A 20954-nucleotide genomic window follows, 5' to 3' on the forward strand; every position below is an offset into this window, starting at 1 on the left:
TCGCTCGCGGGAGTGACGATTTCCGCATAGTGGCGACGTCCCGCGCGGCGCCTCGGCGTTTATCCGGGCGCGGCCCGGTTGCGCCGGTGCAACTTCGTCACGCGACAGAAACGGCGCCGCTTGTGGCGGCGTTGGCCCGCAGCGTAGCTTATCGTGCCGATTCCGGCATGCGGCGCGCCGGTCCTGCCGGATTGCGAAAGTCTTTGAGCAAAACAGCATCAGCGACGCATCGAGCGCATCGATTGTGCAGAGATGCTCATCGAATGCGCGCCACCGATGCAAGACAGAGGCGCTCGCGTTTCCTATAATTTTTCCACCATCACGTCACATTCTGGAGAGCAACGATGACGCATTTGTGGGAAGGTGTATTGCCCGCGGTCACGACAAAATTCAATGCTGATTACAGCATAGACCGTGCTGGCACGAAAAAGAATATCGAAGCGCAGATCGACGCCGGCGTCGACGGCATCATCGTATGCGGCTCCCTGGGCGAGGCCTCGACGCTCTCGCTCGATGAAAAATTGACGGTGCTCGACGTGGCGGTCGACGCCGCGGCCGGTCGCGTGCCGGTCCTGCTGACGGTGGCCGAGAACAGCACGCTCGACGGGTGCCGCCAGGTCGCTGAAGGCGCCAAGCACGGCGCGGCCGGCTATATGGTGCTGCCGGGGCTGCGCTATCTGTCGGACCGCCGCGAGACGCTCAACCATTTCCGTACCGTGGCCGAAGCCAGCCCGCTGCCGATCATGGTCTATAACAATCCGCTGGCCTATGGCGTGGACGTGACACCGGACATGTTCGCCGAACTGGCAAGCGAGCCGAAATTCGTCGCGATCAAGGAATCGTGCGGCGACGTGCGGCGCATCACCGACCTGATCAATGTGGTGGGCGATCGCTACAGCCTGCTGTGCGGTGTCGATAACCTGGCGATGGAAGCGATTCTGATGGGCGGTCACGGCTGGGTTGCCGGCCTGGTTTGCGCCTTCCCGCGCGAGACCGTGGTGATCTATCGCTTGCTCAAGGCCGGTCGGCTGGAAGAGGCGCGCGCGATCTATCGCTGGTTCGCGCCGCTGCTCAAGCTCGATGTCTCGGCCAAGCTGGTGCAGAACATCAAGCTGGCCGAAGCCATGGTGGGCCTGGGCACCGAACACGTGCGCCTGCCGCGCCTGCCGCTGGTCGGCGAGGAGCGCGCCAGCGTCGAAGCCTTGATCCGTCATGCGCTGGAGACGCGGCCGACGCTGCCGGACGTGCCGGCGCCGCGGTGAGATTGGCGCAGCGCGATTGATTGTCCGCCGGAGGAAAGCGCCCCGCTCGGGGCGCTTTTTTTGCCCAATGACTCGCGCGGATGGCGATTTCCCGCGCGCGTTGCGTTACGGAAGACCAAATGAAAACACCCGCGATAGCGGGTGTTGTGTGAAAGCCTGGAAGCCACGCGGCTTCCGATCGGCATGTCAAGCCGCCAGTACGAGGCGCGGGCGCCTCGACGGCTGCGAGCGAAACCTGGTAGCGCGAAGGTCGTCGCTAGGACGAGACAGCCGCGGCGATGTCCAGCAGCAGGAACCCGACAATAAAACAACTGACGGCGGTCACAGCCACGCGCAGGAACAATTGCTCGCGCTGCTGTGCGATTCTCTCGGGCGGCAATGCGCGTTTGAACGTCCCAACCCGGCTATGCGAATGCGGAAATTCCCAGCGGATACCCATGGTTCACCTCGCGTGGTAAGGGCTCGACTCCACTTCAACAGCGACCGGTATTATCTGCAATCAGGGAAAACGCGGAGATGGATCGGTCTCCCAATCTTGATTGCTGCGCCGCGCGTCAGCTCGATTTGTTGCTATGCAAAATATGCTGCAGTCCGATAAATAAACCGGGTTGGGCCGGCCATTTCCTCGAATGCGGTGGCGCAATATGCAATGTTGGGCATGCGTGCACTGCGCCGCGGCAGACTGCCAAATATGTAACCAAATCTGGAATTGGGTCGGGCGACAGGGAATTGTGCGAGCAGTGCCATCGCTGATATCGATTTCATTTTTCACGCTGCTCCGGTGATCTATGAGAGCGGTGGAAATGAAGATGCGGCGAGCGCAAATGCGGGATGGCGGAGGGCGTGGGATTCGAACCCACGAAGGCCGTGAAGCCTTGCCGGTTTTCAAGACCGGTGCATTCAACCGCTCTGCCAGCCCTCCGAGGCCGCTATTGTAACCGCAAGCGCGCCGGCGGCGCGCGCGTCGCCGCTTTTTTTGCGCGTGCCGAGCGGCTCAGGTGGGCAGGAACAGCGCCTGCAGGTCGTTGAGAAAGCGCAGCCCGAGCGGCGTGGGGGCGATGCGGCCCGGATCGTCGACCAGCAATCCTTTGGCGACGGCTGCGGCCAGCGGCTTGGCAATTTGGGCGACCGACAGGCCGGTGCGGTCGGCGAAGGTGTCGGTGGGCACGCCCTCGGTCAGGCGCAGGGCGTTCAGCATGAATTCGAACGGCAGTTCCTGCGCGGTGACTTCATGTTCTTCCTGCAGCGGCGTGCCGGCCGCGCACTGTGCGATGTATTGCTGCGGATGCCGGTGTCGGACCTGGCGCACGATGCGATGCGGAAACGACAGTTTGCCGTGCGCGCCGGCGCCAATGCCGAGGTAGTCGCCGAAACGCCAGTAGTTGAGGTTGTGGCGCGATTGGCGGTGCGGCTGGCCATAGGCGGACACCTCGTAATGCGCGAAGCCGGCCTCGGCAGTGCGCTGGTGGATCCATTCCTGCATGTCGGCCGAAGCATCTTCGTCTGGCAGGCTGGGCGGGTACTTGTGAAACAGCGTATTGGGTTCGAGCGTCAGGTGGTAGAGCGACAGATGCGGCGGCGCGAAGCCCAGCGCCGTCTCGACGTCCTGCCGGCATTCGGCCAGCGTCTGCGAGGGCAGCGCAAACATCAGATCCAGGTTGAAGTTGTCGAAATGACGCTGCGCGATGTCGATCGCGTGGCGGGCCTCGGCGGCATCGTGAATGCGCCCGAGCGCCTGCAGGTGGCGATCGTTGAAGCTCTGGATGCCGATCGACAGGCGGTTGACGCCACTGGCACGAAAGCTGCGGAATTTGTCCGCCTCGAAGGTGCCGGGGTTGGCTTCGAGCGTGATTTCGGCGTCGGCGTCGAGCGGCAGCAGCGCGCGGATGTCGGAGAGCAGCCGGTCGAGCCCGGCGGCCGACAGCAGGCTGGGGGTGCCGCCGCCGATGAATACAGTGTGCACCGGCCGGCCCCACACCAGCGGCAGGCTGTGTTCGAGATCCTGGCGCAGGGCGTCGAGGTAGGCCGATTCGGGGAATGCGGTGCTGCCGCCTTCGCCCTTCCACTCGTGCGAATTGAAATCGCAGTACGGGCATTTGCGCACGCACCACGGGAAATGCACATACAGCGACAGCGGCGGCAGGGCCGGCAGCTTGAGCTGGCCGGGCCGCAGGAAATTCTGCACCGGGGTAGTCATGCTCACGTCGTTTGCCCCAGTTTCTCGATCAGTTGGCGCAGCGCGCGCGCCCGGTGGCTGACTTCGTTTTTCACGTCGGGCGACAGTTCGGCCGCGGTCTGGCCGAGTGCCGGAATGAAAAAGTGCGGATCGTAGCCGAAGCCGTGCGTGCCGCGCGCGAGGTCGATGATCTGTCCGTCCCAGCGGCCTTCGGCGATGATCGGCAGGGGGTCGTCGGCGCGTCGCACCAGCGCCAGCGCGCAGTAGTAGCAGGCGGTGCGCTCGCCGGCGCCCGGATGCGCGGCGAGCTGCTCGATCAGATGCGCGTTGTTGGCCGCGTCGGATTTGGTTTTGCCGACGAGGCTCGCGTAGCGCGCCGAATAGACGCCGGGCGCGCCGTGCAAGGCCGCCACGCACAAGCCGGAATCGTCGGCCAGGGCCGGCAGTCCGGTGGCGGCGCTGGCGTGACGCGCCTTGGCCAGCGCATTTTCGATAAAGGTCACGTGCGGCTCGTCCGCCTCGCTCACGCCGAGCGCGCCTTGCGGCACCAGTTCGATGCCCAGCGGCTTGAATAGCGCGTCGAATTCGCGCAGTTTGCCCGGATTGTTGGAGGCCAATACGATGCGGTCGAGCATGTCAGAGCAATCCCAGGGCTTGTTTTTGCAGCTGGACGAGCTGGCCGATGCCCGTGCTGGCCAGATCCAGCAGCGTGTTGCTTTGCTCGCGGGTGAACGGCTCGCCCTCGGCGGTGCCCTGGATTTCGACGAAGCCGCCGGCGCCGGTCATGACGACGTTCATGTCGGTATCGCAATCGGAGTCTTCGAGGTAGTTCAGGTCAAGCACGGGCACGCCACGATGAATGCCCACCGACACCGCGGCGACGAAATCGCGGATCGGCGATTCGGCGAGCTGGCCGCTGGCCAGCAGTTCGCTGACCGCGTCGTGCGCCGCGACGAACGCACCGGTGATCGAGGCGGTGCGGGTGCCGCCATCGGCCTGGATCACGTCGCAGTCGAGGTGCAGCGTGCGCTGGCCGAATTTTTCCAGGTCGAACACGGCGCGCAGCGCGCGGCCGATCAGGCGCTGGATTTCCTGGGTGCGCCCGCTTTGCTTGCCGCGCGCGGCCTCGCGGTCGCCCCGCGTGTGGGTCGCGCGCGGCAGCATGCCGTACTCCGCGGTCAGCCAGCCCTGATTTTTGTCGCGCAGGAAGGGCGGCACTTTTTCCGCCACGCTGGCGGTGCAGATGACCTTGGTCTCACCGAATTCGACCAGCACCGAGCCTTCGGCGTACTTGGTGTAGCGACGCGTGATGCGCACTGGGCGCAAGGCGTCGGCGCGGCGACCGTCGGGGCGGGTGGCGGGTGGCATTGAGGCAGATGTCATGAAGGTGTCCGGCAAGAGAAAATAGGCCAATGGTAGCGCCAAACGCGTTGCATGCGCGCGCTGGCGAGCCGTGCCACGACGTTTCGACGGGGGCAAAACCGGAAAGTGCGATAATCGACGCTTATCAACGCTCTTCCAGGAAGCGCCGCGTGGCGGCGTTTTTCGGATTTTCCAATGAAAGAAAAAAATCTTTACAGCATGACCGGCTATGCGAGCGCGACCCGCGAGATCGCGGTGGCCGGGCTCGCGGGCACTGCACACAACCTGAGCGTGTCGGTGGAGCTGCGTACCGTCAACTCGCGCTTTCTCGATTTGGCTTTCCGCATGCCGGAAGAATGCCGGGCCTGCGAGCCGGCGCTGCGCGAGGCGCTGAGCGCGCGCCTGTCGCGCGGCAAGGTGGACATTCGCGTGAATGTGCAGCGCGGCGAGAATTTGCTCTCGGGTGAAGTCAATCGCGACACGCTGGCCCAACTTGCCGCGCTCGAGCAGCAGGTGCTGGCGGTGTTTCCCGATGCCGAGCGCATGCGCACCGGCGAAATTCTGCGCTGGCCGGGCGTGCTCGGCGAGCAGGACCTGAGCGCCGACATGCTGCGCGATGCAGTCATCGAATGCGGCAAGGCGGCGCTCGACGATCTGGTCGAAGTGCGCCAGCGCGAGGGCGCGCAGCTCAAGGTGATGCTGCTCGATCGCATCGCGAAAATGGAGGCGATTCTCGCCGGCCTGCAGCCGCTGGTGCCGGAGCTGATCGCGCGCCACCAGCAGAAAATCGTCGACCGCTTGCAGGAGGCCCTGGGGCTGGCGCTGCCCGACGGCGCGCCCGGCATCGGCAAGGAAGAAGTGGCCGAGCGGATTCGCCAGGAAGTGACGATGTACGGTGTGCGCATCGACGTGGCCGAGGAAATGACCCGGCTCGACACGCATCTGAAGGAGACGCGGCATTTGCTCGACAAGGGCGGCCAGCTCGGCAAGCGGCTCGACTTCATGATGCAGGAGCTCAATCGCGAGGCCAATACGCTGGGCTCGAAAGCCGCCTCGAAGGAGTTGGCCGATGCGTCGATGGAGCTGAAATTGTTCATCGAGCAGATGCGCGAGCAAGTGCAGAATCTGGAGTGAGCGATGAAGCACGAGATCAAGTACGACACCCCGCACGAGCACCCCGAGCACCGGGATTATCCCGGCAATCTGTTCATGGTGGTGGCGCCTTCGGGCGCTGGTAAATCGACGCTGGTCAACGCGCTGCTGGCGCAGGACGCCGACATTTGCCTGTCGGTGTCGTTCACCACGCGAGCGCCGCGCCCCGGCGAGCAGGACGGCCAGGCGTATCATTTCGTGAGTGTCGAGGAATTCCTGCGGCGCCGGCGCGCGGGCGAGTTTCTCGAAAGCGCCGAGGTGCATGGCAACTATTACGCGACATCGCGCTTGTGGATCGAGGAGCAGATGAGCGAGGGCCGCGATGTGCTGCTGGAGATCGATTGGCAAGGTGCGCAGCAGGTGCGCAAGCAATTCCGTAACGCGGTGGGCGTCTTTATTTTGCCGCCGTCGATCGCGGCGCTCGAGGAGCGCCTGAAGAAGCGCGGGCAAGATGAGCCGAACGTGATCGCGCGGCGGCTGCTGGCCGCGGGCGGCGAAATGGCGCACGCGGGCGAGGCCGATTATGTGCTGATCAACGAGGAATTCGCACGTGCGCTGAGCGAGCTGCAAAGCGTGGTGACCGCCACGCGCTTGCGGGTCGCCTCGCAGCGCGCGCGTCACCAGGACCTGTTCATTCAATTGGGCATTCACTCGCCCCAAGCGACGGAATAAGCGACTGCTGCAAGGCGCACTCGCAGGCATTGCGAGCAGCAGAATTCGCAAGACTTTGAGCGGCCGGCGCGTGAACCCGCCGGCTGAGCTAAAATACGCACATCTTGAGAAGGAATACCGTTATGGCCCGAATTACCGTTGAAGACTGCCTGAAGAAAATCCCTAATCGCTTCGAACTGGCCCTTGCCGCAACCTACCGTGCGCGCCAGTTGGCGCAGGGACATACGCCGAAGGTCGACAGCAAGGACAAACCGACCGTGATTGCTTTGCGTGAAATCGCCAGCGGGCAAGTCGGCGTCGAAATGCTGAAGAAAGTCCCGGTCTAACGACTGGTCATTGCTCGCAGTCACTTCGAGGGCCGATCGACCGATGCAGGTGCAAGCATGAGTACCGCGAAATCTCCGGCCCCCGATATTGCGCCGGTCGAGAAAAAGAAGAAAAGCGAAAGCTCGACCCGCCAGTACATCGATGCGCTGCTCGAGCAGTCGTATCGCCATCTTTTTGGTCCCACTGCAACACCCGAGCAGCCCCGCAAGCCGGAGGTCGTGTCGATCGCCCGCCTCAAGGGATTGCTCAGCGCATACCTGAAAAGCAGCGATCTGGCCCAGATCAAGGAAGCGTTCCATTTCAGTGACGAAGCGCATCTGGGCCAATACCGCCAAAGCGGCCAGCCTTACATCACCCATCCGGTGGCGGTGGCCGAGATCTGCGCCGAATGGAAGCTCGACCCCCAATCGGTGATGGCCGCGCTGCTGCACGACGTGATGGAAGACCAGGGCGTGACCAAGGCCGAGCTGGCCGAGCGGTTCGGCCCGAAAGTCGCCGAATTGGTCGATGGGCTGTCCAAGCTCGACAAAATGGAGTTCCGCAGTCGCGAGGAAGCGCAGGCCGAGAGCTTCCGCAAGATGCTGCTGGCGATGGCTCGCGACGTACGGGTGATTCTCGTGAAGCTGGCCGACCGTCTGCACAATATGCGCACCCTGGGCGTGACGGCCATGGAGAAACGCCGGCGCGTGGCGCGCGAGACGCTCGATATTTACGCGCCGATCGCGAACCGGCTGGGTTTGAACAACACCTACCGCGAACTGCAGGATCTGAGTTTCGCCAATTATTATCCGCGCCGTTATGCGACGCTCGACAAGGCCGTCAAGGCCGCGCGCGGCAATCGCCGCGAGGTGGTCGGCAAGATTCTCGACGCGGTGCAGAAGTCGCTCAAGGAAGGCGGCGTCAAGGCCGAGGTCTACGGGCGCGAGAAGACGCTTTACAGCATCTATAACAAGATGCGGGACAAGCAGTTGTCGTTTTCGCAGGTGCTCGACGTCTACGGCTTTCGGGTAGTGGTCGACGCCAACGTGCAGTGTTACATGGCGCTCGGCATTCTGCACGGACTCTATAAGCCGGTGCCCGGCAAGTTCAAGGATTACATCGCGATCCCGAAGCTCAACGGCTATCAATCGCTGCATACGACCCTGGTCGGGCCGTTCGGCACGCCGATCGAGTTTCAGATCCGCACGCGTCGCATGCACCAGATCGCCGAGGCCGGCGTGGCCGCGCACTGGCTCTACAAGAACGGCGGCGCGGACATGAACGATGTACAGAAGCACGCGCATCAGTGGCTGCAGTCGCTGCTCGACATTCAAAGCGAAACGGGGGACTCCACCGAGTTTCTCGAACACGTCAAGATCGACCTGTTCCCTGACGCCGTTTATGTATTTACGCCGAAGGCGCGCATTCTGGCGCTGCCGCGCGGCGCCACCGCACTGGACTTCGCTTATGCGGTGCACAGCGACCTGGGCAACCAGTGTGTCGCCGTGAAGGTCAACAATGAATTGCTGCCGTTGCGCACCGAGCTGAAAAACGGTGACATCGTCGAGGTCATTACCGCGCCTTACTCGAAGCCGAATCCGGCATGGCTGGGGTTCGTGCGCACCGGCAAGGCGCGCTCGGCGATTCGGCATTACCTCAAGACGATGCGCTTCGGCGAGTCGGTGCAACTGGGCGAGCGGCTGGTCGAGCAGGCGCTCAAGAGCTACGGGCTGAACGCGGCCGAAATCAGCCAGGAGATCTGGGACAAGCTGGCGCAATGGACCGGTAACAAGGATCGCCAGGAGATCTTCGCCGACATCGGTCTGGGGCGTCGCGTCGCGGCAGTGATGGCCAAGCGTCTGGCGGTGTTGATCAGCGGCAAGGATGGCGAGAACGAGACGCTGGACGAGGCCGAGGCGCTGCGCCTGGAGGAAGCCGTCAGCGCGCCGGTGCTGATCACCGGCACCGAGGGCATGTCGGTGCAGTTCGCACCCTGCTGCCGGCCGATTCCGGGCGACAACATCATGGGCTACATCGGCATCGGCATGGGCATGGCGATTCACACCACCGACTGCCGCGTGGCGCGCCGCATTCATCGCAAGGATCCGACGCGCTGGATCGACGTCGCGTGGTCGCCGCAACCGGGGCGGCTGTTCGACGTGGCGGTCAAGATTCTGGTCCGTCATAACCGTGGCGTGTTCGCTCGGGTAGCGGCCGACATCACCGCGTCGGACGCCAATATCGTGCACATCGCGATGGACGACGTGATGCCGCAGGAGTCCGCGCAACTGCGCTTTATCATCCAGGTGTCCGACCGCGTTCATCTGGCCAACGTGATGCGGCGCGTGCGCACCAATCCGGATGTGATTCGCGTGGCTCGCGAGCGCCCGGGCGAGCGGCATCAGGATGAGCTGCATGCCGCTCATGCGATGCGCGTGACGCGTGACCGCGGCGGTGAGTACTGAGCGGCGGCTACGCCGCCAAAACCGGGTAGCTGACGTCCAGTATCTCGATTTGCTCGATGCCGCCGGGCGTGCGCAACGAAATCGTGTCGCCCACGCGTGCCTTGGTGAGCGCCCGCGCAATCGGGGATACCCAACTGACGTGACCGCGCTCGAGATCGACTTCATCGACCCCGACAATCATGATCGTATGCTCAGTGCCGGCGCCGTCCGCGTAATGGACTTGTGCTCCGAAGAAAACCTGGTCCTGGTTTTCCTGGCGCCGTGTATCGACGACTTCGGCCAGGTCCAGCCGCTTGGTGAGAAAGCGAATGCGCCGATCGATTTCACGCAGCCGGCGCTTGCCGTAGATGTAGTCGCCATTCTCCGAGCGATCGCCGTTCGAAGCGGCCCACGATACGATGCGCACGACTTCGGGGCGCTCGACGTCGATCAGATGCAGCAGTTCGTCCTTCAGGCGCTGATAGCCGGCCGGCGTGATGTAATTCTTCGCGCCGGCCGGGATTTCCGGCGCAGCGATTTCCAGATCGTCGTCGTCGTTATCGTTCTCTTTGACAAAAGCTTTGTTCATGGTATCCGGGCTTGCAATTCAACGGCTAACTGAACAATTATAGGATGCGGTTTACAATCCTCGCCTCTGGGAGCTCGATATGACTCAACCTTTTCTGGCCGTGCTCAAGCCTCACACCAGCGACATCGGTGCGTTTACAGTACAGCGCTCGTTGCCCGGCATGCCTTTCAAAACGGTCGGGCCGTTCATTTTCTTCGACCATATGGGCCCGGCCACGCTGAGCGCGGGGCAGGGCATGGACGTGCGTCCGCATCCGCATATCGGCCTGGCGACCGTCACCTATCTGTTCGACGGTGAAATCATGCACCGCGACAGCCTGGGAAGCGAGCAGCGCATCCGCCCGGGCGATGTCAACTGGATGACCGCCGGGCGCGGCATCGTGCACTCGGAACGCACGCCGGGCGATGTGCGCGAGTCGGGCGGGCCGGTGCACGGCATACAGACCTGGGTCGCGTTGCCGCGCGCGGACGAAGAAACCGACCCGTCGTTCTCGCATCATCCAGCTGCAACACTGCCCGAGATCGAGCTGCCGGGGGTGCGCCTGCGCGTGATTGCCGGCACTGCCTACGGCCGCCAGTCGCCGGTGCGGGTTTTTTCCGGCACGCTTTACGTGGCCGTCGAGATGCAGGCGGGAGCGTCGTTCGACGTGCCGCCCGAGCATGCCGAGCGGGGCCTGTACGTGGTCGATGGCGACGTGACGGTCGATGGCCAGACGCTGCCGCCGCAGCGCCTGGGCGTGCTCGCGCCCGAACAGACCGTGACCGTCGCCGCGGCGCCCGGCAGTGCGGCCCGCCTGATGTTGCTCGGCGGCGAGCCGGTCGATGGCGAGCGCTACATCTGGTGGAATTTCGTCTCGTCCGATCGCGCCCGCATCGAAGCGGCCAAGGCCGACTGGCAGGCGCAGCGCATGGGGCAGGTGCCCGGCGAGACTGAATGGATCCCGCTGCCGGAGCGCCGCTGAAGGGCGACGCGGCGGCGACGGCTGGCGAATTGCGAAACGGCAGCTTTGAATTATTTTTTCGCAAGGCAATGGAGTGTTCATGATCGATACGAATCAAGCGAATTTTGAACTCGACGTGATCGAAGCGTCGCACCGGGTGCCGGTGCTGGTGGATTTCTGGGCGCCGTGGTGCGGCCCATGCCGGGCGCTCGGCCCGCTGTTGGAAAAACTCGAGGCGGCGGACGCCGGGCGCTGGAAGCTGGTCAAGATCAATTCCGATGAAAACCAGGAATTGGCGATGCAGTTCGGGGTCCGGAGTATTCCCTTCGTTGCCGCGTTCGTCGACGGCGCGATGGTCGATCAGTTCGTCGGCGCGTTGCCTGAAGGCCAACTGCGTGCATTCCTCGACCGCTTGGTGCCCGACCCCAGCGAGATCGAGCGCCGCCGCGCCAGGTTGGCGCTTGCCGAGGGCGACGCCGAGACGGCACTGGAAGCGCTGCAGGCGGCCCTGGCGCTCGACCCCGGGCATGACGAGGCGCGGCTCGACCTGATCGAGCTGCTGTTGAATCAGGATCGGCTCGATGCTGCCCGTCAGGAGGTCGCGTTGTTGTCGCCGAAAATCACCGGTGGTTATGACACGCGTTTTACTGCGCTGCAGACACAGCTCGTGGCAGCGGAGCAGGCCGCGGCCTTGCCCGATCCGGCAACGCTGGCGCAGCGCGTGGCCGCTCACCCCGACGATTTGCAGGCCAGATTCGACCTGGCCAGTCGCCATATCGCGGCACGCGAATTCGAGCCGGCGCTCGAGCAATTGCTGGCAATCGTGCAGCGCGACCGCGGTTTCGGCGACGACGCGGCACGCAAGACGATGTTGTCGGTGTTCGACCTGATGGGCGAGCCGGAGCGAATCGCCGCCTGGCGTCGCAAACTGGCCAGCGCGTTGAATTAAGCCTCGCCATGGCCCGGCTCATTTTCTTTTGCGGGCACGCCGGCACCGGCAAGACCACGCTGGCCAAGCGCCTGATCGGCCCGCTGATGCAGCGAACCGGCGAGTCGTTTTGCCTGCTCGACAAGGACACGCTGTACGGCAATTACAGCGCAGCGGTGATGGGCGCCTTGACGGGCGACCCGAACGACCGCGACAGTCCGACCTACCTGCGGTTGCTGCGCGACCCGGAGTATGCCGGTCTGCTCGACACCGCCCGCGAGAACCTGGCGCTGGGCGTGAACGTCCTGGTGGTTGGGCCGTTGTCACGCGAAATCCGAAATCGCCAGCTGTTCGATCGTGCCTGGCTGGGCATTGGGGCCGACGTACGATGGCGAGTGCTGTGGGTGCATTTGCCCGAGGCGCTCGCACGGGCACGCATCAACGCCCGCGGCAACCCCCACGACGCCTATAAGCTGGCCCATTGGGACGAATATCGCCAGCGGCGATTTGCGCCCGATGCGGTTACCTATCCTGAACTCCTGCATTTCGACAACAGCGCGCCCGGCGCTGCCGACTATGCGGCGCTGCTCGATGCGCTAGTGGCGCTGTAACGCCGGACTGCGTCCGGCCGATCCGCGGCGTTTACGGCTTTTTTACGCCGCGCTCGCCGAAATTATCCCTATCTTTACGCCTGGCCCGATATCGTCCTGACATCGGTCGTGGCGTCCCATTTGCCGAGTTGCGTGGGCCGCTGTGTCGACCGCTCATCGAGGAACACGGACAAGGCTATGGACTGGATCTATCTCGGCTTGCTGGCGCTTTTCACGGCGCTCACGGTTTGGCTGGTGGCGCTGTTTGGCCGCGCGGAGGGCAAGCGATGAACTGGATGTATTTGATCAGCGGCGCGCTTACGTTGTTGCTGCTCGTGTACCTCGGCTATGCGCTGTTTTGGCCGGAGAAGCTCGCATGACGACTAACGCGTGGCTGCAACTCGGCGCTTATCTGCTGGTGCTGCTGGCGCTCGCCAAGCCGCTGGGCGCCTACATGGCGGCGGTGATCGGCGGCGAGTCGCGCGTCAATCGCTGGTTCGGCGGCTTCGAGCGAGGCCTGTACCGCGCCTGCGGCATCGATCCGACGCAGGAGATGAACTGGCGCGTCTATGCGCTCGCGCTGATCGGCTTCAATGCGCTGGGGGCGTTGGCCGTCTATGCGCTGCAGCGCTGGCAAGGCTGGCTGCCGCTCAATCCGCAGCATCTGGGATCGGTCAGCCCCGACTCATCGTTCAACACCGCGGTGAGTTTCGTCACCAATACCAATTGGCAGGGCTATGGCGGCGAGACCACCATGAGCTACCTGACGCAGATGCTCGGCCTGGCGGTGCAGAATTTCCTCTCGGCCGCGACCGGGATTGCGGTGGTGATCGCTTTGATTCGCGGCTTTGCCCGCCATACGGCGCAGACCATCGGCAACTTCTGGGTCGATCTGACGCGCATCACCGCATATATCCTGCTGCCGCTGTCGATCGTGCTGGCCGTGCTGCTGATGAGCCAGGGCGTGATTCAGAACTTCGATCGATACCAGACGGTGTCGACGTTACAGGCCACGCATTACGACCAGCCGAAGTTGGATTCAGCCGGCCATCCCGTGCTCGATGCCGCCGGCGAACCGGTCAGCACGCCGGTGGTGACCGGCACACAGTTGTTGCCGATGGGGCCGGTCGCCTCGCAGGAGGCGATCAAGATGCTCGGCACCAACGGAGGCGGCTTCTTCAACGCGAATTCGGCGCACCCGTACGAGAATCCGACACCGCTGTCGAACTTCCTTGAGATGCTGGCGATTTTCCTGATCCCGGCCGGCTTGTGCCATACGCTGGGCCGCATGATCGGCGACAGGCGTCAGGGCTTGGCGATTCTGGCGGCAATGACGATCGCATTTGCCGGCGCGGCCTGTCTGACGATCAGCGCGGAGCAGGCCGGCAATCCGCTGTTGAGCGCGGCCGGCGCCGATCAGAGCGTCAGTGCGCTGCAGCCGGGCGGCAACATGGAGGGCAAGGAAGCGCGTTTCGGCATCGTCGACACGGGCATTTTCGCCACCGTGACGACGGCCGCATCGTGCGGTGCGGTCAACGGCATGCACGACTCGTTCACGCCGCTGGGCGGCATGGTGCCGCTATTACTGATCCAGCTGGGTGAGGTCATTTTCGGCGGCGTCGGCTCGGGGCTCTACGGCATGCTGGTGTTCGCCATGCTGGCGGTGTTCGTGGCGGGGCTGATGATCGGCCGCACGCCGGAGTATCTCGGCAAGAAGATCGAATCCTTCGAAATGAAGATGGTGTCGGTGGCCGTCCTGATGACGCCGCTGCTGGTGCTGCTCGGCACCTCGCTTGCCGTGCTGGCCGGTGCCGGCAAGGCCGGCGTGGCCAATCCCGGCACGCACGGCTTCTCGGAAATCCTGTACGCCTTCAGTTCGGCCGCCAACAACAACGGCAGCGCATTCGCGGGCCTGTCGGCCAATACGCCCTTCTATGACGTGACGCTGGCAGTCGCGATGTGGTTCGGCCGCATGTGGGTGATCGTGCCGGTGCTGGCGATGGCTGGCGCGCTCGCGCGCAAGAAGCGCATCGCGCCGACGGGCGGCACCTTGCCCACGCACGGGCCGCTGTTCGTCGTGCTGCTGCTGGGCACGCTGCTGCTGGTCGGCGCGTTGACGTATGTGCCGGCCCTGGCCCTGGGCCCGATCGCCGAGCATCTGCAAATGCTCGGTGTGCACTGAATTCGAGGAGTGTCATGAATCAATCATCCACGACGGGCGCCACACTGCCGTCGAAAACCGTCGCCCGTGCCATGTTCGATGCCCCGATCTTGCGTGCCGCGGTCGTCGATTCGTTCCGCAAACTCGACCCGCGGGTGCAAGCCCGCAATCCGGTAATGTTTGTCGCCTATGCCGGCAGCATCCTGAGCACGGCACTGCTGGGCTTGGCCATCGCCGGCCATGGCGAGGCGTCGACCGGCTTTATCCTCGCGGTGGCTTTATGGCTGTGGTTCACCGTGCTGTTCGCCAACTTCGCCGAGGCGCTGGCCGAGGGCCGCAGCAAGGCGCAGGCGGCCTCGCTGCGGCATGCCAAGAAGAACGTTCCGGCCAAGAAGATCAACGGCACTGCGCGTGACGATGAAATTATGCTGATCGACAGCGCCAGCCTGCGCAAGGGCGACTGCGTGCTGGTCGAGGCGGGCGATACGATGCCGGCCGACGGTGAAGTCATCGACGGCGTCGCCTCGATCGACGAGAGCGCCATCACCGGCGAATCGGCGCCGGTGATTCGGGAGTCGGGCGGCGATTTCACGGCGGTGACCGGCGGCACGCGCGTGCTGTCCGACTGGCTGGTAATGCGCGTGACGGCCAATCCCGGCGAATCGTTCCTCGATCGCATGATTGCCATGGTCGAGGGCGCCAAGCGCCAAAAGACGCCCAACGAGATCGCCCTGACGATTCTGCTGGTGGCCCTGACGATCGTGCTGTTGCTGGCCACGGCCACGTTGTTGCCGTTCTCGCTGTTCAGTGTCGAAGTCACGCGGCTCGGCGCCCCGGTGACGATCACCGTGTTGGTCGCGCTGCTGGTGTGCCTGATACCGACCACCATCGGTGGGCTGCTGTCGGCCATTGGCGTGGCCGGAATGAGCCGCATGATGCAATCGAACGTGATCGCTACGTCCGGACGGGCGGTCGAGGCCGCCGGCGACGTCGACGTGCTGTTGCTGGACAAGACCGGCACGATCACGCTGGGCAATCGCCAGGCTTCCGCGTTTTTTCCGGCGCCGGGCGTGACCGAGCAAGCGCTGGCTGACGCGGCCCAGTTGGCCTCGCTGGCCGACGAAACCCCCGAGGGGCGCAGCATCGTCGTGCTGGCCAAACAGCGCTTCAATTTGCGGCAGCGGGAGATGAACGCACTGCACGCCGAGTTCATCCCGTTCACGGCGCAAACGCGCATGAGCGGCGTCGATCTGGCCGAGCGCAGGATTCGCAAGGGGGCGGCCGACGCCGTGCGCCAATCCGTGCTGGCGGCCGGCGGCGTTTATCCGAGCCTGGTGGCGGCGGCGGTCGACGACGTGGCGCGGCGTGGCAGCACGCCGCTGGTGGTGGCCGAGTATGCCGGCGAGGGCGCGCGCGTGCTGGGGGTGATCGAGCTCAAGGACATCGTCAAGGGCGGCATCCGGGAGCGCTTTGCCGAACTGCGCCGCATGGGGATCAAGACGATCATGGTGACGGGCGACAACCGCCTGACCGCTGCCGCGATTGCCGCCGAGGCGGGGGTGGACGACTTCCTGGCAGAGGCCACGCCCGAGACCAAGCTGGCCACGATCCGTCAGCACCAGGCCGACGGCAAGCTGGTGGCGATGACCGGGGACGGTACCAACGACGCGCCGGCGCTCGCGCAGGCCGATGTCGCAGTGGTGATGAACACCGGCACTCAGGCGGCCAAGGAAGCCGGAAACATGGTCGATCTCGATTCGAATCCGACCAAGCTGATCGAAATCGTCGAGATCGGCAAGCAGATGCTGATGACGCGCGGCAGCCTGACGACCTTCAGCATCGCCAACGACGTGGCGAAGTATTTCGCCATCATTCCGGCGGCATTCGCCACCACCTATCCGCAACTCAATGCGCTCAACGTGATGCATCTGGCGAGCCCCGCCTCGGCCATCATGTCGGCGGTGATTTTCAATGCGCTGGTCATCATTTTCCTGATCCCGCTCGCACTCCGGGGCGTGGTCTACCGGCCGTTGGGCGCAACCACGCTGCTGCGCCGCAATCTGCTGATCTATGGCCTGGGCGGCATCGTCGTGCCGTTCATCGGCATCAAACTGATCGACGTGGTGTTGAGCCTGCTCGGCTTGACGTGATTTCCGCACTCGCTTAGGCATTCACATGAAAACTCTCTGGCGACCGATGGCGACGCTGTTCGTTGCGTTGAGCCTGCTCACAGGCGTGCTGTATCCGCTGCTGATAACCGGTATCGGCCGCGCGGTATTTGCGCGGCAGGCCGCCGGCAGCCTGGTGTTCCGCGACGGGCAGCCGATCGGCTCGACGTTGATCGGTCAAAATTTTGACCGACCCGGCTACTTCTGGGGACGGCTTTCGGCGACCGCGCCGATGCCCTACAACGGCGACGCCTCGGGCGGCTCCAATGACGGACCGCTGAACCCGGCACTGGTGGCGGCCGCGAAAGCGCGCATCGCGGCGCTGCGAGCGGCCGATCCGGGCAACGCCGCGCCGGTGCCGGTGGATCTGGTGACCGCCTCGGGCAGCGGCCTGGATCCGCAGATCAGTCCGGCCGCGGCCGACTATCAGGCCGCGCGCGTGGCCCGCGCCCGGCACTTGCCGCTGGCCGAGGTGCAGGCGCTGATCCGGCGCTATACGGCGGGACGGCAGTTGGGCATACTGGGCGAGCCGACGGTCAATGTGCTGGCGCTGAATCTGGCGCTCGATGCGCTCGGCGCGAAAAGCGCCGGCTGACGCGCGTGTGCGGACCCTCTCTCATTGGCTGACTTCATGGAACGTCCCGATCCCGATGAACTGCTCGACAAGTTGCAGCGCGACGAAGCCAGGCAGCAGCGCGGGTATTTGAAGGTATTCTTCGGCGCCTGTGCCGGGGTGGGGAAAACCTATGCGATGCTGCTCGCCGCGCGCAAGCTGCGCGACGAGGGGAGCGACGTGGTGGTCGGGATCGTCGAGACGCATGGACGGGAGGAGACTGCGCGACTGCTCGACGGGCTCGAGTCGATAGCGCCGCGGCAGGTCGATTATCGCGGCCGCCGCATGAACGAATTCGACCTGGACGCGACGCTGGCTCGCCATCCTGCGGTGGTGCTGATCGACGAGCTGGCGCACAGCAACCTGCCGGGCTCGCGCCACCTCAAGCGCTGGCAGGATGTCGAGGAGTTGCTCAGCGCCGGCGTCGACGTCTACACCACGGTCAACGTACAGCACCTGGAACGGCTCAATGACGTGGTCGGGCAAATCACCGGCATTCGCGTGTGGGAGACGGTGCCCGATCGGGTGTTCGATCTGGCCGATGAAGTCAAGCTGGTCGACCTGCCGCCCGAGGAGTTGCTCGAACGCTTGCGCGAGGGCAAGGTATATCTGCCGCACCAGGCCGAAAACGCGATCCGCAATTTCTTTCGCAAGGGCAACCTGATCGCGCTGCGCGAGCTGGCGTTGCGCCGCACGGCCGATCGGGTCGATGCCCAGATGCGCGAGTATCGCGCCGACCAGTCGATCAGCCGCGTATGGCAAGCGCGGGAGCGCCTGCTGGTATGCGTCGGTCCAGGGCCCGAGGCGGCCACGCTGGTGCGTTCGGCGGCGCGGCTGGCCGCCAGCCTGAAGGCGGACTGGCTTGCGGTGTATGTGGAGACGCCGCGCCTGCAGCGCCTGCCGGCGTCGCGCCGCGGGCCGGCGATCAGGGCGATCAAGGCGCTCAAGCTGGCTCAGGAACTTGGCGCGGAAACCGCCACGCTCGACGGCGCCGATGTGGCGGCGACGCTGCTCGGCTATGCGCAGGTGCGTAACGTGTCGAAATTGGTGCTCGGCGCGTCGTCTGCCCGCCGGCGTTGGCAATTCTGGCGTAAGCCCTTGTCGGAGCAGCTGGCGCACAGATCGACCGAATCCGACGTGTATGTGATTCGGCGCGAGCTCGAGCATGCGCCCGCATCGGCCAGCACGGAGGCCAGCGCCGAGAGCGGCCTCGTTGGCGAAATGCCGCAGGCCAGGTGGGGCAGCCCGCTCAGTGCTTACGGCTGGGCTGCGGCCGCGTGCGGGGCGATGACGCTGGTGGCTGCGTCACTGGTGCCGTTTCTCGAGCTGTCGAACGTGGTCATGCTGTATCTGTTGTGCGTGATCCTGGCGGCCATGCGCCTGGGGCGGGGGCCGAGCGTGCTGATCTCGTTTCTGAGCGTGATGGCGTTCGACTTCTTTTTCGTGCCGCCGAAATTTTCCTTTTCGGTCTCGGACACCCAATACCTGCTGACCTTCGCCGTGATGCTCACGGTAGCGCTGGTGACCAGTCACTTGACCACCAGCCTGCATCAGCAGGCGCGCGTGGCGACCTGGCGCGAGCGACGGACCGCGGCGATGTACGCGATGGCGCGCGAGCTGGCCGCGGCGCTGACCACCGCGCAGATTCTGGAGATCGGCGAGCGCCACGTCCGCGAAGTGTTTCAGGCGAGGGTGGCACTGCTGCTGCCCGACAGCAGCGCGAAGGTCCGCCAGCCGGTGGAGGATGCCGACCCGGCTCACCTGCCGGCCCATCTCGACGAGGATGTCGCGCAATGGGTGTACGACCAGCAAAAGCCCGCCGGCATGGGCACCGACACGTTGCCAGCGGCCGATGCGCTGTATGTGCCGCTGCGCGCGCCGATGCGCACGCGCGGCGTACTGGCGCTGGCGCCCCGGAACGCCCGGCAGTTCGCGGTGCCCGAGCAGCAGCGCCTGCTCGATACGTTTGCCGCGCAGATTGCCCTGGCGCTCGAGCGCGTGCATTACGTCGAGATCGCTCAGGACGCGCTGGTCAATATGGAATCCGAGCGCCTGCGCAATTCGCTGTTATCGGCAATTTCGCATGATCTGCGTACCCCGTTGACTGCCATCGTGGGCTTTGCCAGCATGCTCGCGCGTGACGAGCGTTTGCCGAATCAGACGCGCGCCGAGTTGATCGAAGCGTTATATGAAGAAGCGTTGCGCATGAACGGGTTGGTCACGAATCTGCTCGATATGGCTCGCCTGCAGGCCGGCGGCGTGCCGCTGAACAAGCAATGGCAGATGCTGGAAGAAGTGATTGGCACGGCGCTGCGGGCCTGCCGGTTGCCGCTGGCCGAGCATGACGTCAAGGTGATGTTGGCGCCGGGGTTGCCGCTGCTCAATTTCGACGCCGTTCTGCTCGAGCGCCTGTTCACCAATTTGCTGGAGAACGCGGCCAAGTACACGCCGCCGGGCTCCAGCATAGAAATCGACGTGCGGCGCGCCGGCGACCAGGTGCTCGCCACCATTACCGATAACGGGCCTGGACTGCCGCCGGGCATGGAGGCGCGGGTGTTCGACAAGTTCACGCGCGGCGAAACCGAATCGGCCAAGCCGGGCGTGGGACTGGGGCTGGCGATTTGCCGGGCCATCGCCGAGGCGCACGGCGGTAAAATCAAGGCCGAGAATCTTGCCGGCCGCGGCGCCCGGTTTATCCTGAGCCTGCCGATCGAGCCGATGCCGGCCGAGATGGATGTCGCCGCCTGGTCGGGCGAGCCGTCCACTGAATTCCAGTCACCCGCAAGCGAACATGAGTGAGCCGTCAGTATCGGTGGTGGTCATCGAAGACGAAAAGCAGATCCGCCGTTTTCTGCGGGCTTCGCTCGAGGCCGAGGGCATGCAGGTCCATGAGGCCGACACGGGCCGCCAGGGCCTGATCGAGGCGGCCACGCGCAAGCCGGATCTGGCGATCGTCGACCTGGGACTGCCCGATATCGACGGGCTCGAGGTCATCCGGGAACTGCGCACCTGGAGCGCGTTGCCGATCATCGTCCTGTCGGCGCGCAGCGAGGAGCGCGAGAAGGTCGCGGCGCTGGACGCCGGGGCCGACGATTATCTGAGCAAGCCGTTCGGCGTGTCGGAATTGCTGGCACGCATCCGCGCCCAGTTGCGCCGGCATTATCGCGCCGGCAGTGCGTCCGAGGCACAGGGCGAGTCGTTCGCCTTCGGCGACATCGAGCTTGACCTGGTGCGGCGCCGCGTCGTGCGTGGCGGCGTGGCGATCCACCTCACGCCGATCGAGTACCGCCTGCTCGTTACACTGGTGCGCCACGCAGGGCGCGTGTTGACGCACCGCCAGTTGCTCAAGGAGGTGTGGGGGCCGTCGCACGTCGACAGTAACCATTATCTGCGCATCTACATGGGCCATTTGCGGCAGAAGCTGGAAGTCGATCCGGCTCAGCCGAGGCATATCCTGACCGAGACGGGCGTGGGCTACCGGCTCGAGGTCGACGCTTAGCACCCTCCAGCTTTGCTAGAATGTGCCCGGTTCGTTCAGCGCGGAGCGAACCGACGGCGGGATGGCCCGTGCGTCGCCTCATCATTCGCGGG

General features: G+C 64.6%; 19 protein-coding genes and 1 tRNA gene. 14 read left to right on the forward strand and 6 right to left on the reverse strand.

The genetic code is table 11. The annotated features are described in order from the left end of the window. Positions 1-344 precede the first annotated feature (344 nt). The gene (locus PATSB16_RS04150; protein ID WP_047212768.1) at positions 345-1262 is read left to right on the forward strand and encodes a dihydrodipicolinate synthase family protein; all 918 of its coding nucleotides are present in this window, start codon (positions 345-347) and stop codon (positions 1260-1262) included. 256 nt (positions 1263-1518) lie between these two features. On the opposite strand, the gene PATSB16_RS04155 is transcribed toward PATSB16_RS04150, so the two are convergent. From PATSB16_RS04155 to rph, 5 genes are all read right to left on the reverse strand, one after another. Further along, positions 1519-1701: a hypothetical protein gene (locus PATSB16_RS04155; protein WP_047212769.1), complete on the reverse strand. Its 183-nt coding sequence runs from the start codon at positions 1699-1701 to the stop codon at positions 1519-1521. A 393-nt stretch (positions 1702-2094) separates the two neighbouring features. Beyond that, positions 2095-2184, reverse strand: a tRNA-Ser gene (locus tag PATSB16_RS04160). 72 nt (positions 2185-2256) lie between these two features. Further along, complete coding sequence (gene hemW, locus PATSB16_RS04165; RefSeq protein WP_047212770.1) at positions 2257-3459, reverse strand: radical SAM family heme chaperone HemW; 1203 nt, start codon at positions 3457-3459, stop codon at positions 2257-2259. A 2-nt stretch (positions 3460-3461) separates the two neighbouring features. Next, the gene (gene rdgB, locus PATSB16_RS04170; protein WP_047212771.1) at positions 3462-4073 is read right to left on the reverse strand and encodes an RdgB/HAM1 family non-canonical purine NTP pyrophosphatase; all 612 of its coding nucleotides are present in this window, start codon (positions 4071-4073) and stop codon (positions 3462-3464) included. A 1-nt stretch (position 4074) separates the two neighbouring features. Beyond that, positions 4075-4806, reverse strand: coding sequence for a ribonuclease PH (gene rph, locus PATSB16_RS04175; RefSeq protein ID WP_418303891.1), 732 nt, complete (start codon positions 4804-4806; stop codon positions 4075-4077). Between the two features lie 189 nt (positions 4807-4995). On the opposite strand from rph, the gene PATSB16_RS04180 reads away from it, so the two are divergent. The 4 genes from PATSB16_RS04180 to PATSB16_RS04195 all read left to right on the forward strand — a co-directional run bounded on the left by PATSB16_RS04180 (position 4996) and on the right by PATSB16_RS04195 (position 9395). After that, complete coding sequence (locus tag PATSB16_RS04180) at positions 4996-5934, forward strand: YicC/YloC family endoribonuclease (RefSeq protein ID WP_047212772.1); 939 nt, start codon at positions 4996-4998, stop codon at positions 5932-5934. A gap of 3 nt (positions 5935-5937) precedes the next feature. Further along, a complete protein-coding gene (gene gmk, locus PATSB16_RS04185; protein WP_047212773.1) occupies positions 5938-6624 on the forward strand; it encodes a guanylate kinase in 687 nt (228 codons plus the stop codon). A gap of 122 nt (positions 6625-6746) precedes the next feature. Further along, positions 6747-6950, forward strand: coding sequence for a DNA-directed RNA polymerase subunit omega (gene rpoZ / locus PATSB16_RS04190; protein ID WP_047212774.1), 204 nt, complete (start codon positions 6747-6749; stop codon positions 6948-6950). A 57-nt stretch (positions 6951-7007) separates the two neighbouring features. Then, positions 7008-9395 (forward strand): RelA/SpoT family protein, encoded by a 2388-nt coding sequence (locus tag PATSB16_RS04195; protein WP_047212775.1) that lies wholly within the window; start codon positions 7008-7010, stop codon positions 9393-9395. A 7-nt stretch (positions 9396-9402) separates the two neighbouring features. On the opposite strand, the gene greB is transcribed toward PATSB16_RS04195, so the two are convergent. Further along, the gene (greB, locus tag PATSB16_RS04200) at positions 9403-9963 is read right to left on the reverse strand and encodes a transcription elongation factor GreB (RefSeq protein WP_047212776.1); all 561 of its coding nucleotides are present in this window, start codon (positions 9961-9963) and stop codon (positions 9403-9405) included. A 79-nt stretch (positions 9964-10042) separates the two neighbouring features. On the opposite strand from greB, the gene PATSB16_RS04205 reads away from it, so the two are divergent. From PATSB16_RS04205 to kdpE, 9 genes are all read left to right on the forward strand, one after another. Further along, entirely contained in the window at positions 10043-10924 is an 882-nt protein-coding gene (locus PATSB16_RS04205; protein WP_047212777.1) for a pirin family protein, read from the forward strand. A gap of 82 nt (positions 10925-11006) precedes the next feature. Continuing rightward, positions 11007-11852 carry a thioredoxin family protein gene (locus tag PATSB16_RS04210; protein ID WP_047216253.1) on the forward strand — a complete coding sequence of 282 codons (846 nt, stop codon included), beginning with the start codon at positions 11007-11009 and terminating at the stop codon, positions 11850-11852. 8 nt (positions 11853-11860) lie between these two features. Next, entirely contained in the window at positions 11861-12442 is a 582-nt protein-coding gene (locus tag PATSB16_RS04215) for a P-loop nucleotide/nucleoside kinase family protein (protein ID WP_047212778.1), read from the forward strand. Between the two features lie 266 nt (positions 12443-12708). Then, a complete protein-coding gene (gene kdpF, locus PATSB16_RS04220; RefSeq protein WP_062551255.1) occupies positions 12709-12801 on the forward strand; it encodes a K(+)-transporting ATPase subunit F in 93 nt (30 codons plus the stop codon). After that, positions 12798-14603, forward strand: coding sequence for a potassium-transporting ATPase subunit KdpA (gene kdpA / locus PATSB16_RS04225; protein ID WP_047212779.1), 1806 nt, complete (start codon positions 12798-12800; stop codon positions 14601-14603). Before kdpF ends, kdpA begins: the two co-directional genes overlap by 4 nt. Positions 14604-14617: 14 nt before the next feature. After that, the gene (gene kdpB / locus PATSB16_RS04230; RefSeq protein ID WP_047212780.1) at positions 14618-16732 is read left to right on the forward strand and encodes a potassium-transporting ATPase subunit KdpB; all 2115 of its coding nucleotides are present in this window, start codon (positions 14618-14620) and stop codon (positions 16730-16732) included. 25 nt (positions 16733-16757) lie between these two features. Continuing rightward, a complete protein-coding gene (gene kdpC, locus PATSB16_RS04235) occupies positions 16758-17345 on the forward strand; it encodes a potassium-transporting ATPase subunit KdpC (protein WP_047212781.1) in 588 nt (195 codons plus the stop codon). A 36-nt stretch (positions 17346-17381) separates the two neighbouring features. After that, positions 17382-20162, forward strand: a complete 2781-nt coding sequence (locus PATSB16_RS04240) for a DUF4118 domain-containing protein (protein ID WP_047212782.1) — start codon at positions 17382-17384, stop codon at positions 20160-20162. Next, on the forward strand, positions 20155-20862 hold the full coding sequence (gene kdpE, locus PATSB16_RS04245) for a two-component system response regulator KdpE (RefSeq protein WP_047212783.1): 708 nt from the start codon (positions 20155-20157) through the stop codon (positions 20860-20862). The genes PATSB16_RS04240 and kdpE overlap by 8 nt, the downstream gene beginning before the upstream one ends. Positions 20863-20954: the final 92 nt, after the last annotated feature.

The organism is Pandoraea thiooxydans, assembly GCF_001931675.1.
Taxonomy (GTDB): Bacteria; Pseudomonadota; Gammaproteobacteria; order Burkholderiales; family Burkholderiaceae; genus Pandoraea; species Pandoraea thiooxydans.

Excerpts from the sequence above, each read along its gene's own strand:
- gmk (WP_047212773.1), top strand. The coding sequence starts at position 5,938 with ATGAAGCACGAGATCAAGTACGACACCCCGCACGAGCACCCCGAGCAC.
- PATSB16_RS04195 (WP_047212775.1), top strand. The coding sequence starts at position 7,008 with ATGAGTACCGCGAAATCTCCGGCCCCCGATATTGCGCCGGTCGAGAAA.
- PATSB16_RS04215 (WP_047212778.1), top strand. The coding sequence starts at position 11,861 with ATGGCCCGGCTCATTTTCTTTTGCGGGCACGCCGGCACCGGCAAGACC.
- kdpC (WP_047212781.1), top strand. The coding sequence starts at position 16,758 with ATGAAAACTCTCTGGCGACCGATGGCGACGCTGTTCGTTGCGTTGAGC.
- PATSB16_RS04155 (WP_047212769.1), bottom strand. The coding sequence starts at position 1,701 with ATGGGTATCCGCTGGGAATTTCCGCATTCGCATAGCCGGGTTGGGACG.
- kdpA (WP_047212779.1), top strand. The coding sequence starts at position 12,798 with ATGACGACTAACGCGTGGCTGCAACTCGGCGCTTATCTGCTGGTGCTG.
- PATSB16_RS04205 (WP_047212777.1), top strand. The coding sequence starts at position 10,043 with ATGACTCAACCTTTTCTGGCCGTGCTCAAGCCTCACACCAGCGACATC.
- hemW (WP_047212770.1), bottom strand. The coding sequence starts at position 3,459 with ATGACTACCCCGGTGCAGAATTTCCTGCGGCCCGGCCAGCTCAAGCTG.
- kdpF (WP_062551255.1), top strand. The coding sequence starts at position 12,709 with ATGAACTGGATGTATTTGATCAGCGGCGCGCTTACGTTGTTGCTGCTC.
- PATSB16_RS04240 (WP_047212782.1), top strand. The coding sequence starts at position 17,382 with ATGGAACGTCCCGATCCCGATGAACTGCTCGACAAGTTGCAGCGCGAC.
- rpoZ (WP_047212774.1), top strand. The coding sequence starts at position 6,747 with ATGGCCCGAATTACCGTTGAAGACTGCCTGAAGAAAATCCCTAATCGC.
- PATSB16_RS04150 (WP_047212768.1), top strand. The coding sequence starts at position 345 with ATGACGCATTTGTGGGAAGGTGTATTGCCCGCGGTCACGACAAAATTC.
- kdpE (WP_047212783.1), top strand. The coding sequence starts at position 20,155 with ATGAGTGAGCCGTCAGTATCGGTGGTGGTCATCGAAGACGAAAAGCAG.
- kdpB (WP_047212780.1), top strand. The coding sequence starts at position 14,618 with ATGAATCAATCATCCACGACGGGCGCCACACTGCCGTCGAAAACCGTC.
- PATSB16_RS04180 (WP_047212772.1), top strand. The coding sequence starts at position 4,996 with ATGAAAGAAAAAAATCTTTACAGCATGACCGGCTATGCGAGCGCGACC.
- rph (WP_418303891.1), bottom strand. The coding sequence starts at position 4,806 with ATGCCACCCGCCACCCGCCCCGACGGTCGCCGCGCCGACGCCTTGCGC.
- greB (WP_047212776.1), bottom strand. The coding sequence starts at position 9,963 with ATGAACAAAGCTTTTGTCAAAGAGAACGATAACGACGACGACGATCTG.
- rdgB (WP_047212771.1), bottom strand. The coding sequence starts at position 4,073 with ATGCTCGACCGCATCGTATTGGCCTCCAACAATCCGGGCAAACTGCGC.